Below are 12530 nucleotides of genomic sequence, written 5' to 3'. Positions count from 1 at the left end.
ACATGAGCAGTGCCCGTCAGGGTTAATCCTGCACGTCTATCCGGTCCAGTTGCCAGATCGATCGCGAATAGATCGTTTCGCTCGCGTAGTCATCGTTGGAATCGTAGGGATAGACGATCCAGAGCGGGCCCTTGTCACGGATGGACATGGCGTTATTGTTGCGGGCGTAGGCCACGATTGGACCCCCGTCGACGGCGTCGGAAACAGGAATCTCGACGGCATAGTCGTTGAGCGCCCTGGCCTCCAGCGTACCGTTGTCCACGCCGAGTTCGTCAAGAAGGTCTTTCAGCGAAACGCCGGTGAAACTCTGAACGCCATCGGTCCAGATCGTGGTCGTTTCAAAGGTCGTTTCGCCAAGGGCGCGTAGCATGTCCTCGTCGAAGATTGCCGCATTGCCGTCATTGGTGGCGGCGATGTTGCCGGTCACGCTGAGAACAACATCGCCTGTCGGCATCTGAAGGTCGTTCGCCCCAGCCGCTAAGGGATGGAAGATGATCCATGCGACAAGCGCGAGCTTGCCGCTGAGGGTTCCTTGAGTCGTGCTCATTTCGACAACCTTCAACTACCGATGTGGTTTCCTACCACAGTGGACCTTGAGGGCGTTAGCGGACCATGGGATAGAGCGACTACCCGAACGGATAGTCGCTTTGGATCAACCGGCCAGAGCCACCGGCGCCTCCGACCGGTCAATCGTTCGATGCACGACGGATGCCAGTTCGGGGCAGGCCAGCGCGTACCGCAATGTGGCGGCGACGTAACCCGCTTGTGACCCGCAGTCGAACCGCTCGCCCGCAAAGCGCCACCCGTGAATTGGTCGGCTTGCGGCGTCTGCGTTGATGGCATCGGTCAATTGTATCTCGCCGCCCGCGCCAGGTGCCGCATCGGCCAGTCGGCCGAAAATCGACGGGTCTAGGATGTAACGTCCGACCACGGCCTCACGCGAGGGCGCGATGTCGGGGCGCGGCTTTTCGACCATGCCTGCGGCAAGGGTCAGCGCGCCATCCCGGCTGGCCACGTCGAGCACACCGTATTTCGAGACATCCTGACGCGGAACTTCCATCGTCGCGACCATGTGGCCCCCGGTGTTGCTATATGCCTCGACCATCTGGGCGAGCGCAGGGCGATCCGCGCGGATCACATCATCGGGGAGCAACACGGCGAAGGGTTCGTCCCCGACCGCACGACGGGCGATCCTCACGGCGTGACCCAGGCCGCGCGGGCGGTCTTGGCGCAGAATTGTCAAGGCGCCTTCTTTCATCCGGGTCTGCTCCAGCCGCGCGAGAAGTTCGGTCTTGCCGGATGCCTCAAGGCGTTTCTCCAGCATTTCGGCGGTGTCGAAGTAATCCTCGAGCGCCCCCTTTCCTACGGCGGTCACGAAGATGAATTCTTCGATGCCCGCCGCACGTGCTTCATCAATGGCGTATTGGATCAACGGGCGGTCGATGAGCGGCAACATCTCCTTGGGCACCGACTTGGTGGCGGGCAGGAACCGGGTGCCGAGACCGGCGACGGGAAAAACGGCTTTACGAATACGGGTCATGAATTAACTCCTGTTTCTTGAGTATCAATAGGCACCGCGACCGCCGATCACGGCGCGGAAGGTGAGTGCGAGAAGGACGACGTCGAGCAGGACCGAGCGCGAGCGGACGTAGGCCAGATCCATGTCCACCATCTTGTCGAACCCGATCTCGGCACGGCCCGAAACCTGCCAGACACCGGTGAGACCAGGTTTGACGCTGAGCCGCTCGACGGCGCGTTTGGGGTATGCCGCGACTTCGCTCGGAAGCGCTGGGCGGGGTCCGACGATGGACATTTCGCCTTTGAGAACGTTGAAGATCTGCGGCAATTCATCGATGGAATAGCGGCGCAGTATACGACCGACACGTGTGATGCGCGGGTCGGTGCGGGACTTGAAGCAGACCCCGGTCCGGTCCGATTTGTCGAGGAGCGCAGCGCGCCGCGCCTCGGCGTCGACCACCATCGACCGGAACTTCAGCATGGAAAACGTCTGGCCGCCGCGCCCGACACGGGTTTGACGGAAGAACACCGGCCCCCGAGTTTCGGTTCGGATCGCAAGCGCCGCAATGGCAAAAAGCGGCGCGAAGGCAAGGATCACTGCCGAGGCCACAAGAATATCGAAGACGCGCTTGGCGATGGTGTCGCCTGAAACCTGTGTCAGCGCCCGCAGGATGAATTCCGGATTGCCGATCACGTAGCGGCGAAACATCCGGCGCGGTTCGGACGCCAGCCGCCAGAGCCACTCGCCACGCATTGCCCGGAGCGCACGCGGCGCACGGGAAACGTTGCCGGCGAGAAAATCGAAAAGCGCACCGACGCCGATTAGAAGGCCGGGCCTGAGCAGATGCCCATTTTCGGCCAGCCAGAGGTCCTGGCGGGGTACGCCCATGGCGACAAGCAGGATATCTGCTTCGCTCGCATTGATCGCCCGGATGGCTGCGTCGGTGTCGACTGCGCCTCCAAACCCGTCCCGCGTGCCTGCTATGACGAGGCCGGGAATATCATCCATGAGTTTTTCGGCGGCCGCCTCTGCGGTGCCCGGGCGACCGCCGAACAGAAAAACCGATTTCCCGCGCTGCGCCGCTTCGGCAAGTAGAAGCGGTGTAAAATCGGTGCCGTTGAGGTTTTCGGTCATGCGGCTGCCGATGAACTTATGCGCGATTTCGATACCGGCTCCGTCGGGCAAGATCGCGTCTGCCGACCTGAGCGCATTGGCATAGGCCCGATCCCGTGCAGCGACGTTGACGCAATGTGCGTTCAGAAAAGCCACGCGAGAACGGCCGCCCGACAGCAAGACGTCAATGGTGTGGGCACGGGTTTCGTTAACCACGTTCAGCCCGAACAGGGATTTTGTGGTCGGTGCCAGCGGTTGGAGATCGAACTCGCGGATGTGTTTCATTGCGTGGGTCCTTCGGTTGCTTGAACCTAAGGTCCTGAAACGAGTGATGTATTTCCACTGAGCAGAGGGACAGGACGGCAGCCAAATCGGATTCTCGAATGCTCCGACGAGTGACGGTTGCCGCGTTCGTCGTTGGCGACTATCCATTCGGGTAGTACACCCGCCGGAATTGCCTTTGCCGAGAATCCAATCAACCGATAAGTGTTACCTGCACCTAAATTTTGACCCAATTTCGGTTCAATTTGGCGGAACGACCGACTGACCGATCCCAAAGAGCAGACCAATGCGAATTCTAATTGCCGACGATCATGATCTTCTGCGCGACACGCTCGTCGCTTTTCTCGATACGGTGGACGGATTCGAAACCGAGACCGCTGCTGATTTTCCAGGTGCGATGACGGCGATGGATGAAGGCGATGCCTTTGATCTGGTTCTGCTCGATCTGAACATGCCTGGCATGAACGGGTTCGACGGGCTCGAATCGGCCCTTGCGCGTGAGGGCGACCAGAAGGTCGCGCTTATCACCGGGAACGCGAACCGCGGTGTAGCGGAGAAGGCGTTGGCGCTTGGAGCGGCCGGATTCTTGCCGAAGACCCTTTCTGCAAAGTCGTTGATCAATGCAGTGCGGTTCATGGCGATGGGTGAGCAATACGTGCCGATCGACTTCATGCAGGCGAAAGCGGAACAGAAGCATCCCCTTGCCGAGAAGCTCGCCGATCGCGAAATGCAGGTTCTCAAAGGGTTGACCGAAGGCAAGTCGAACAAGGAAATCGCGCGTGATCTCGACCTGACCGAGCCGACGATCAAACTCTATCTCAAGACACTGTATCGAAAGATCGACGTCAACAATCGCACGCAGGCTGCGCTCGTCGCCCGCGAAGCGGGGCTTTACTGACACCGGACTACCCGACCGGATAGGGGGCCACGCATCCGCGCCCGCCCGCCCGCCTTTTCCACCCGCGCAGGACCGCGACGCGTGACCTAAAGTCTCCGCGAAGGAGACCGTCATGACCGTGTCGATATTGCCCTTTCTCGCGCCCCTGCGCGCCTTGCGCCCGATCCGTATGCCGCTGCGTCAGCTCGGCCTCATTCGGCTCCTGCTTGGTGGGCGGCTGGATGATCTGCAAAGGCTCCCGCGATATGCCGGCGTCACGCTCATGGGTGCTGCAATGATCTGGTCTCCGATCCTCGGCTACCTCTCGACCGCGCCTGCCCGCTATACCAGCGACGCGGTTCTGATCCTGCCGGGTTCCGGGGCCTCGGCTTCGGTCACGCTCGACAGTATCGGTCAGGCATCCTCGCACGCCAGTTCCCCGTTCGCGAATTCCGCGGTCAGCCCGACAGTGACCTACAAGCGACTGATCGGCGCGGACCGGATCATCGTACGGGCGGCAGACGCCGTCGGGACGAGCCGCCGTGATTTCGGCGCGCCGCGGGTGGAACTGATCGACCAGACCGGCATGATCCGCCTGTCACTCACCGCAGGTTCGCCGGACGCCGCGCAGGAGCGCGGAACGGCCTTGATTGCGGCCTTTTTCGCGGAACTCGACGTGTTGCGCGCCGACGAGCTTGGCACCCGTGAAACCAGTGGCGAAGGCGCGATCGGCGATTACCGTGCCTCGGTCGCCGCGACCCGCGCCGAGATGGAGGCGTTGCAACGTGAGACCGGCCTGATCTCTCCCGATCAATATGAACAGATTGTGGAAGAAACCGACACCCTGCGCCGCCGCGTGCTCGATCTGCGGTCGGAGCAGGACGAGGCCGAGCAAAAGGTCGCGGCCCTTACCGCGACACTCGGCCTGTCCCCGCGCCTTGCAGCGGCGACGATCAAGCTCCATGCCGACAGCGAATTCGCTGCGCTTGCCGAGCAGATGGCCTTGCAGAGCGCGACGCTCGCCATCGCGGCACAACAATATGGGCCGGCGCATCCGGTGCGCGTGGGTCAGGCAACGAATTACACAGCGACACTGGAGGAAGCCCGCAATCGCGCGCGCCACATCACCGGTCTGAGCGGGGATGAAATCGAAAAGCTTGATCTCGCGCCGATTGGTGGCCGCGCGGCGCTTCTGTCCGATCTCGTCGCGGCGGATGTGGCGCGCGCGGGCACCGGGGCCGAGCTCGCCACACTCGAAGCGCAACTCGCCGCCGACGAGGACAAGGTCGCGGCGCTTATGGAGCCCGCCGCCCGTCTCGAAGACCTGCAACGGGACTTCCAGGTGGCAGAAGCGGTGTTCGCCTCGGCAATGGCGCGGTCCCAGACAACGAAATCAGATGTCTATGCCTCATATCCTCTGGTGCAGGTGCTGGAAGATCCGTCGTTGCCGGACACGCCGTCTTCCCCTCGCGAGAAGCTGGCCTATGCGGCCGGTTTTGCGGCAACGCTGATGCTTCTAATGGGCCTTGGATTGGGCTGGATGCGGCGACCGCTGATTTCGAAACTTCTCGCCAAGCCTGACCCCGCATGAGCGATATTGTTCCGAGAAATCTTGCCGAGCGGATCGTCTACAAGACCCAGACTTTCACATGGGGTTTCTATGCCGTCGGGGCACTCTACGTGGTCGGCCCGGTCCTCGGCTGGACGCTGGCGGGCCTTGCCGTTTTGGTCCTTTACCTCGGTCCTGCGATCCGACCGGACCTGCGCGCGACGGGTCGGGTTCCGCCCGTGGTCTGGGCGTGGATCATCGGTATGGGTGTCATGCTGATCGCGCTTTGGGTAGGGCATCTCAACTGGACTTACTCGACCGGCCAGATCATCAAATCGACTATCGGCTGGGCCAAAGGCTGGGCGCTGGTCGCATTATTCCCGCTGGCAGGCGCTGTGCTTCCCATTCGCCGCGAGATCTATGTCCGAGGGCAGATGGTGATTGGTCTGTGGACCCTGATCCTCGCCCCGATCATGCTCGCCGCACCCTATATCGGGTTGCCCGAGCGCATCTTTACCTCGCCGCTTAAGGCCGTTGGTGGGCCGGGACCGGAATATTTCAGTGTCTATTTCTTCACCTGGGATCCCGGAAGCTGGACGCCGCGCTGGCAGTTCTATGCCCCGTGGTCCCCCTTCGCGGCCCTTCTGGGCGTCGTCATGGCGCTGTTTGCGTTGGAAGAACGCAATCCGCGCTGGAAAGCTATCGGGCTTGCCGCCGCGACGCTCATGATCCTCGCCTCGAAGTCGCGCATGGGGCTGGTCGGCCTGACCGCCTGCACCATCGGGCCACGACTTCTGCCTTTTCTGCTGAAAGGCTGGGCCTGGAAACTCGCGGCGGGGATCGCGGCCTCCTTCGCCGTGATCGGTCCCGCCGTCGCCCGGCTTGCGGGTGACGCCGTGCGCACCTTCAAGGAGGCTCGGGCCGACAGCACGCGGGTGCGCGAAACGCTGCAACGCATTGCCGGAGAACGCTGGCGCGAGGAGGCCGTGTGGTTCGGCCATGGCCGTGTCCAGCCGGGACCGCATATCGTGGAATACATGCCCATTGGCAGCCATCACACATGGTGGGGTCTGTTGTTCGTCAAAGGGTTGGTTGGTTTTCTGGCGTTGCTCGTACCGATGGTCTGGCAAACCCTGATTGCCGTGATCGATTCCACCCGCAATCCGCGCGGTCGCTTGCCGCTGGGGATCATGATGACCCTGATCCTTCTGAGCTTCGGCGAGAATGTCGAGATCGAGGCCTACATGCTTTGGCCCGGTCTGATGATCCTTGGCCTGCATGCGCGTGAAGTGTCTGACGACTGAAACGAAAAGGCCGCGCCCGTGGTTACGGACGCGGCCATTGGCGAGCATTGTCGCTATCAGGCGGCTTGCGCTTTATCTTCGGGCGCAAGGAGATCATGAAGGAGCAGCGTCCAGCTCTGCGCAAACCGGGCCGAGGCGGCGTTTGCATCGGAACGGGCACGGTCGAGTTTCGCGATGTCCGGGCGGTCGAGAGCGGTCAATGTCTCACTCCAGCCACGGACGGAATTGTCACGAACGGGGTGGGCACCGGCGGCGATGTGGTCATTGAGCCCGTCAAGGGGAGACGCCAGAAGCATCCGTCCAGCCGCCCGCGCCTCTAGTGCGACAAGGCCGTAGGCTTCCCATCGTGACGGCATCGCGACCGCATCCACAGACGCCATCGCTTTGGCCGGTTCCGGTACAAAGCCACCGAAGCAGATGCGTGGGTCAGCCCCGGCAAGGGACGTGAGCGCCTCGCGTTCGCTGCCTTGGCCGAAGATGTGAAGCTGAAGGTCTTGCCGCGGACTTGCCCGCATCGCCCGGATCAGGACATCGAAGCCTTTCTGTGGCTCCAACCGGCCAAACGCGCCAATGACCTTAATCGGACCGGTGGCAGACGGAATCGAGTCGAATAGCGACACGTCGACCGCTGAGGGTATCGTGGTGATTTGGGACGGATCGGCGAGGCCCTTGTCCAGAACCCAATACGCTTGCGTATCGCTCACAGGAACGACCCGGTCGAACAGGGAAAAAGCGACGCGCACCATGGTCATAAAACGGGCCGGATGCGGTACATTGTGGCGCAGGAAGCCAGCGGTATAGCTGTGCTCGACGTGCACCATCGGCGTTGTCGCATGCGCCGCGCGAAGTTGGATCAGCCACGGCAACCGACGCCAGTTCATCGTGAGATGCGATACGATGACGTCTCCGTGGATGCGAGTTGGACCGCGCCCGGTTTTGGGGATCATAACGACACTATGCCGCCCCAGATGTCCCAGGCCCGCTGCGGACTGGACGTGTTCGATGACGCGCATGACGCCGCCCGGAGTCGTGTCGTCGACCAGATGGATGATTGTCGTCATGGTTTTACCTTTCAGGTTCAGGCGCGACGCAGTCGGCGCAGGGTGGATTGGGCCGCGTCCACGAGCACCGCTCCGGGCGTCCCGACGAGGATGCAGGCGACAAGCGTGGCAATGGTCTTGGCCGGCTCATGGACGAGGGGATGCAATGAGGCGCGGAACGAGCGTGTGATCAACGCCCGCGCCCGGTCTCCGTCACGGGCGCTCACGGCGCGGCGTGCAAGGTATCGCAGCTGATAAGCACGGGCCGGGCTGGCATGTTTCGCGATAAAGACGGGCGCAATTCCTGCATGTTTCTCGACCATCCGCTCCCAACTCGCGAGTTGACGCTCGGTCCCGGCCGACAATCCTGCACCATTCACTCGGTAGAGCGTCAACGGATCGTCGATCCCCTCAACTTCCCAATCGGTGGTGAGCATCAGGCGCATCCAGCACTCGATGTCTTCTGACTGGGAAAACGTTTCATCGAAGACCCAATCGCGCATTGTTTCCCGGGACGGTCGGTATGCCAGGTCATCCAGTGCGGTCCGACGAAAGACCGGCGACGACCCGTTGCCGACCGGATTTCGCAAGAACATGTGCTTGGCCGTGATACGCCGCGTGCGCGGTTTCTGGAACAATCCGAGCGAGGTTCCATCGTCGTCGATCAGTTCCGAGCCGGAATAGCTCATCCCCAGGGACGGGTTCATCTGAAGATGGTGGACATGAGCGGACAGCTTTTCGGGGTGCCAGAGATCGTCAGAGTCGCAGAACCCGATGATCTGCCCCTGTGCCGCGGCGATTCCGGTGTTCCGGGCGCCCGCCAGCCCACGGTTCGACTGGCGCACGACCCGCACGCGGGGATCGGCGCAAAACCCATCTGCGATCTCGGGTGTCCGGTCGTAACTGCCGTCATCTACAACGATGATCTCTAAATCGAGAAAGCTCTGCTTGAGGAGCGACACCATCGTGTCGGCCAGCGTGGCCTCCACGTTGAACGCGGGGACGACGATTGAGGCATGGGGCATGGTCGGATCCTTTCAGGTGGCGAAAAGCGCGCGGCGCAGGCGTTTGGGCAAGAGCGGCGCGATGAGGGCGGCCGTTGCCGTTGGGACACCGCGCCGCGCCGGGGTCAGAAATGCACAAGGCGCGGTGGACAAACCTTCGAGCGCGAAACGAAATGCGGCGTGGGCCCCGTCGTCCATCCGGAGCGCACGGCGGGTGAGGTAGCGAAGGAACACGGTATGGTGCCGGTTGTCGGGTTGGTATCCCATCGCGGCAGCACGCCGCAGCACTTCCTGCCGCCCAGCCCGCATCTTGGTAAGACTCGACGACAACCCGCGCGCATCGGTGCGGTATCGCAGGTGCAGCCGGTCGTCGCCGAGAATGGTCGCACCCCCGGCGACGAGCCGCACGAGCAGGTCGAGGTCTTCGTTGTGAACCATACCCTCATCCAGCCCGGCGTGCGCCTGGAGAACGTCCGCCCTGATCGACAGATTCGACATGGTACAGACCGGGTTTTCTGCAAGCAGCATCGGCACCGTCAACGCTTCCTCCGGCACTGTGGACAAGCGTAGCGGCCCCTGTTTCCCGGTTGGATAGAAAGCGACCTTGCCGAACACGGCCGAGACATCGGCGCGCGCGAGTATTGCAGCGACACGCGCGAGCTTGTCGCGTTCCCAAAGGTCATCGGCGTCGCAAAACGCTATGACCTCGCCCCGGGCGCGGACCACGCCGTAGTTCCGTGCGGCGCTCGGCCCCTTGCCGGGGTTGTTTAGCTGGCGAAAACGGGGGTCTTGGGTGATGGCATCCATGAGAACGCGTGATCCATCCGTGGATCCGTCATCCACGAGAAGCACCTCCCAGTCAGTGCAGGTCTGGGAGCGGATTGCCTCGATGGTTTCGGTCAGTGTGTCCGCGGCATTAAATACGGGGATAACGACGGAAAAACGCGGCATCGGTCAGACCTCCTGCGAACGTTGGACGAAGGCCGCTGCAAGAGCGGGAAGCGATAGGGTCAGTTGTGTTATGGCTGCCGTCACGAGATATCCGGTCGCGATTGCGACGAGGCCATGGGGCGCCATGACGATCGTGCTGCCCAGCAGTGCGAGCGCCATGATTACGGTGGCGCGGAACTCGGTCCCGGGCCGGGCTTCGGCCCGCAACCAACCCGCCGCCGTTGTCCAGACGATGCCAGGGATGGCGGCAAGGCACAGGATCGAAACGATCTCGGACAGGTGCGCCCACTCGGACCCGAACAGGATCGGCACATAGAAGGGGGCGGCGAGCGATTGGAGGACCACGACCGGCGCGATCACTCCGATGCCGAGCGCGAATGCCTGCCGCAATGCATTCATGCGGCTTTCCGAGGTGACGAGGTGCGGGAAGAGGACGCTGGCGAAGGCGAACGAAAAGGAGTTTGCGAGACCCAGCCCCGCATTGAAGGCCATGAAATAAAGGCCCAGCGCCTCTGGCCCCAAAAGCGCACCGACAAGCAGCTTGTCCGCATGAAGCCGCATTGCTTTGACCATCTCGACCCCCAGAACGGGCGCGCCGAACGTCATGAAGGGGCGGACCGGCGACGGCGCGATGCAACTGTCCGGCGACCAGGGATGAAGGCGGCGCATCGCGATCAGCCAGATCGGCGCGGACAGGAGCTTTGGAACGACCAGCGCGAGAGGTGATGGCCAGATCAGGACCAGTACGACGGTGAGGGCATTGGCCCCGACCACCTGCACTCCGGCAATAGCGGCGGTCTGTTTCAGCTTGCCTGCCCGCATGGCGAGCGCGGCCTGCACGAGCCCCGCGGGCATGAACAGAAATTCACCCGCTAGAACCGCGACAAGCAGCAGAAGCATCGGATCGCCAGACAGCCAGGTAAGGGTCGCGCCGATGCCGAGCTGAACGACGAACAGCCCGAGCGCCCAGACCCAGAAGATGCGCAATGCGGTGCGGCAAAGCGCGGCGAGGTCGCTGTCCCGCGCCGCGATGAGACGCTGGCCGACCCCGTTTTCCGTGAGGGATTTCAGGATGTCCGAGGCCGCCATCGCCGCTGCCGCTATCCCGATCTCTTCAGCACCCAGACTACGGGCGACTGCCATGACAACGAAAATACGCGACAGCTTTGCCGCGACTTCGGACGCGCCGTAGGCGGCGATGTTTCTCGCGAATGGGCCTGTAAGATGTGAGCGGTGCATTGGGGTCTCGGAACAGATTGGATGTGTTCTGTTCTTGCGCACATGCCCCGTCGTGTCCTGTGCGCACCGGGTGAGCCGGATCGGACAGGAGGGTAAACGACTATCCGGCAGGATAGCCGAACCATCCCCTTGCTGCCGTGTCCGACTCGTTCGCCGGGCTTAAAAGACATCCACACGCTGAAACGAGATAGATTGACATGCCCCTTATCAACGCCCCCCGCGCGGCCACTTTTCTTGCTGCGCTTGGTCTGAGCGCCTGTAGCGCGACCATCGAACACGACAACCTTGAACCCGTCGCCCAAGGTGACGGTTACCAAGCGCAGTATCGCACACCGGAACGACGCGGCACCGAGGCGTTTCTGCGCGCCCGCGACATCAACGCATCGAAATGTCTCCCCGAACGTGGGGGCGCGGTCGGAGACAGTTTCGAAGGCGGCAAAGGGATTGTCGGCAGCATGGTGGCGCTTCAGGGCGAGTTTCTTTCTCGCGGAGATCTGGTCGAAGTGCTCGTATCGGGCGACGAGACCTTTTCGGACCGCTACGAGGTCTCGCGCGACGGTGTGATCCGGCTCCCATTCCTTGACCCCGTGCCCGCGCAGGGTCGCCGGATCGAGGAAATCGAAGCCGACATCGAGGCCGCGCTCATGGAAGCCGGGCACTTTGCCACCCGACCGCTCGTCTCGGTTCGGCTTCAGGACTACGCCTCTGCCAGTGTCGGTGTGACCGGCGCCGTGTTCGAGCCGCGTCCCGTCGAAATCGGTGGCATACGTGGCGCAGAGATAGACGTGGGACGTCAGGAAACGCTCGGCGCTTCAACCGAGGCCCGTGATCTCGCGAATGCCTTGCGTGCGGCCGGTGGGATTAGGCCGGACGCCGACCTCTCGGCCGTGGAACTGCGCCGCGGCGGACGGCTTCATACCCTTGACCTGCGCGAGGTCATCACGGGCCGTGACCGTGCCGACATCATGCTCTTGACCGGGGACGAACTTCATGTGCCCAGTCGGCAGTGCTTTCAGGATCACCTGATGGTTCCGAGCCCGATCAGCCCGCCGGGGATCTCGCTGTTTCTGTCGAACCTGACCCAGCCTGCTGCCGGCAACGCTCTGGCCGGCATTGGCAAGGACGTTCGTGAAGTGCCCTATGGCACGCGTTACATGCAGGCCGTGGTGGATACGAACTGCGTCGGCGGGGCCCGCATGACCAACGGGCACCGGTCGGCGGCGCTGTATTCGCGCAATCCGCTTACGCAGGTTTCCGTGGTCATTGAGCGCGACATCGAGGACATGATGCGTCGGGCGGATCGGGACGACTACGATCCCTTTGTTCTCCCAGGTGACGCGATTGCTTGTTACGACAGTGCTGTCACCAATGTCTCGGGCCTCGGATCCGCAGTTGCCGCCGTGCCACTCGCTTTGCTTCCGTAGGTCTCGGGTAGGGGCGGGCGGTCGCGGTCGATGAATCGGCGGATGAGCGTTATACGCCGTGACCTTTAGCAGCATCACAGGGCACCAGGGTCGCAAATGGACTTTGGCTCCTGCCGTCATGAATTGATCGCATGCGATGCGCTACACATTCAGTCAGGTGACACTGAGCGACATGGCGAGAGAACATTTCAAGTCATTGCGTGCAGCGCCCCAGGTGCTGGAGGACTG

11 protein-coding genes are annotated in these 12530 nt (G+C 62.4%); 4 read left to right on the top strand and 7 right to left on the bottom strand.

Annotated features, from left to right (window positions below):
• Positions 1 to 22 precede the first annotated feature (22 nt).
• From KJP28_RS13000 to KJP28_RS12990, 3 genes are all read right to left on the bottom strand, one after another.
• Positions 23 to 547, bottom strand: coding sequence for a putative pterin-binding protein (locus KJP28_RS13000; protein ID WP_218393034.1), 525 nt, complete (start codon positions 545 to 547; stop codon positions 23 to 25).
• A 105-nt stretch (positions 548 to 652) separates the two neighbouring features.
• A complete protein-coding gene (locus tag KJP28_RS12995) occupies positions 653 to 1540 on the bottom strand; it encodes a UTP--glucose-1-phosphate uridylyltransferase (RefSeq protein WP_218393033.1) in 888 nt (295 codons plus the stop codon).
• Between the two features lie 24 nt (positions 1541 to 1564).
• On the bottom strand, positions 1565 to 2917 hold the full coding sequence (locus KJP28_RS12990) for a WecB/TagA/CpsF family glycosyltransferase (protein WP_218393032.1): 1353 nt from the start codon (positions 2915 to 2917) through the stop codon (positions 1565 to 1567).
• Between the two features lie 283 nt (positions 2918 to 3200).
• Between KJP28_RS12990 and KJP28_RS12985 the strand changes: the two genes are divergently transcribed.
• The 3 genes from KJP28_RS12985 (at position 3201) to KJP28_RS12975 (ending at position 6644) form a co-directional block, all read left to right on the top strand.
• Positions 3201 to 3812, top strand: coding sequence for a response regulator transcription factor (locus KJP28_RS12985; protein ID WP_218393031.1), 612 nt, complete (start codon positions 3201 to 3203; stop codon positions 3810 to 3812).
• Positions 3813 to 3924: 112 nt separating this feature from the next.
• Positions 3925 to 5382, top strand: coding sequence for a GumC domain-containing protein (locus KJP28_RS12980; RefSeq protein WP_255552382.1), 1458 nt, complete (start codon positions 3925 to 3927; stop codon positions 5380 to 5382).
• Positions 5379 to 6644 carry an O-antigen ligase family protein gene (locus KJP28_RS12975; protein WP_218393030.1) on the top strand — a complete coding sequence of 422 codons (1266 nt, stop codon included), beginning with the start codon at positions 5379 to 5381 and terminating at the stop codon, positions 6642 to 6644. Before KJP28_RS12980 ends, KJP28_RS12975 begins: the two co-directional genes overlap by 4 nt.
• A gap of 56 nt (positions 6645 to 6700) precedes the next feature.
• Here the strand turns inward: KJP28_RS12975 and KJP28_RS12970 are convergent, their stop codons facing one another.
• Genes KJP28_RS12970 through KJP28_RS12955 form a run of 4 tightly spaced genes read right to left on the bottom strand, consistent with a single transcriptional unit; the run spans position 6701 to position 10878 of the window.
• Complete coding sequence (locus KJP28_RS12970; protein WP_218393029.1) at positions 6701 to 7705, bottom strand: glycosyltransferase family 4 protein; 1005 nt, start codon at positions 7703 to 7705, stop codon at positions 6701 to 6703.
• A gap of 17 nt (positions 7706 to 7722) precedes the next feature.
• Entirely contained in the window at positions 7723 to 8709 is a 987-nt protein-coding gene (locus tag KJP28_RS12965; RefSeq protein ID WP_218393028.1) for a glycosyltransferase family 2 protein, read from the bottom strand.
• 12 nt (positions 8710 to 8721) lie between these two features.
• Positions 8722 to 9639: a glycosyltransferase family 2 protein gene (locus KJP28_RS12960; RefSeq protein WP_218393027.1), complete on the bottom strand. Its 918-nt coding sequence runs from the start codon at positions 9637 to 9639 to the stop codon at positions 8722 to 8724.
• Positions 9640 to 9642: 3 nt separating this feature from the next.
• Positions 9643 to 10878 carry an oligosaccharide flippase family protein gene (locus KJP28_RS12955; protein WP_218393026.1) on the bottom strand — a complete coding sequence of 412 codons (1236 nt, stop codon included), beginning with the start codon at positions 10876 to 10878 and terminating at the stop codon, positions 9643 to 9645.
• A gap of 197 nt (positions 10879 to 11075) precedes the next feature.
• On the opposite strand from KJP28_RS12955, the gene KJP28_RS12950 reads away from it, so the two are divergent.
• Positions 11076 to 12302, top strand: coding sequence for a polysaccharide biosynthesis/export family protein (locus KJP28_RS12950; protein ID WP_218393025.1), 1227 nt, complete (start codon positions 11076 to 11078; stop codon positions 12300 to 12302).
• Positions 12303 to 12530 lie beyond the last annotated feature (228 nt).

The organism is Maritimibacter dapengensis, assembly GCF_019218265.1.
GTDB lineage: Bacteria > Pseudomonadota > Alphaproteobacteria > Rhodobacterales > Rhodobacteraceae > Maritimibacter > Maritimibacter dapengensis.
The sequence above is the reverse complement of the archived record's forward strand: the minus strand, read 5'-3'. Positions and strand labels throughout refer to the sequence as shown.

Excerpts from the sequence above, each read along its gene's own strand:
- KJP28_RS12965 (WP_218393028.1), bottom strand. The coding sequence starts at position 8,709 with ATGCCCCATGCCTCAATCGTCGTCCCCGCGTTCAACGTGGAGGCCACG.
- KJP28_RS12985 (WP_218393031.1), top strand. The coding sequence starts at position 3,201 with ATGCGAATTCTAATTGCCGACGATCATGATCTTCTGCGCGACACGCTC.
- KJP28_RS13000 (WP_218393034.1), bottom strand. The coding sequence starts at position 547 with ATGAGCACGACTCAAGGAACCCTCAGCGGCAAGCTCGCGCTTGTCGCA.
- KJP28_RS12970 (WP_218393029.1), bottom strand. The coding sequence starts at position 7,705 with ATGACGACAATCATCCATCTGGTCGACGACACGACTCCGGGCGGCGTC.
- KJP28_RS12960 (WP_218393027.1), bottom strand. The coding sequence starts at position 9,639 with ATGCCGCGTTTTTCCGTCGTTATCCCCGTATTTAATGCCGCGGACACA.
- KJP28_RS12995 (WP_218393033.1), bottom strand. The coding sequence starts at position 1,540 with ATGACCCGTATTCGTAAAGCCGTTTTTCCCGTCGCCGGTCTCGGCACC.
- KJP28_RS12950 (WP_218393025.1), top strand. The coding sequence starts at position 11,076 with ATGCCCCTTATCAACGCCCCCCGCGCGGCCACTTTTCTTGCTGCGCTT.
- KJP28_RS12955 (WP_218393026.1), bottom strand. The coding sequence starts at position 10,878 with ATGCACCGCTCACATCTTACAGGCCCATTCGCGAGAAACATCGCCGCC.
- KJP28_RS12980 (WP_255552382.1), top strand. The coding sequence starts at position 3,925 with ATGACCGTGTCGATATTGCCCTTTCTCGCGCCCCTGCGCGCCTTGCGC.
- KJP28_RS12990 (WP_218393032.1), bottom strand. The coding sequence starts at position 2,917 with ATGAAACACATCCGCGAGTTCGATCTCCAACCGCTGGCACCGACCACA.
- KJP28_RS12975 (WP_218393030.1), top strand. The coding sequence starts at position 5,379 with ATGAGCGATATTGTTCCGAGAAATCTTGCCGAGCGGATCGTCTACAAG.